The sequence below is a fragment of the Bradyrhizobium sp. Kon69 genome, from assembly GCF_055807515.1.
On the sequence record NZ_JBVVOS010000315.1, the window covers coordinates 1 to 279 of the forward strand.

1 protein-coding gene is annotated in these 279 nt (G+C 58.1%); it reads right to left on the reverse strand.

Annotated elements, in window-relative coordinates; translation table 11 throughout:
• Window positions 1-279: enoyl-CoA hydratase-related protein (locus AC0L3U_RS39285; RefSeq protein WP_473365104.1), on the reverse strand; the 279-nt coding region annotated here is incomplete at both ends.

Below are 279 nucleotides of genomic sequence, written 5' to 3' on the forward strand. Positions count from 1 at the left end.
GCCCTGGTCCTGGATAATTGCATCGTCCAACGCATCCAGCAGAGCCTTACGCACTTTCAGCTTGGTGTGCTTGTGGGCATTCATATTGATCTTTTTCAACTGCCGAGCTGCCTCCAGGGCTGCTGCGTGCAACTCTTCCGGCGCCACGACCTTGTCGAGGAAGCCTGCCTGCAGAGCGCCTTGGGGGTCAAACATCTCGGCATTGATCACCGACCGATGGAACGCCGACTTACGCAGGCGATCGCGCGCCAACTCAATACCGGCGTGGTGCATGGTCAT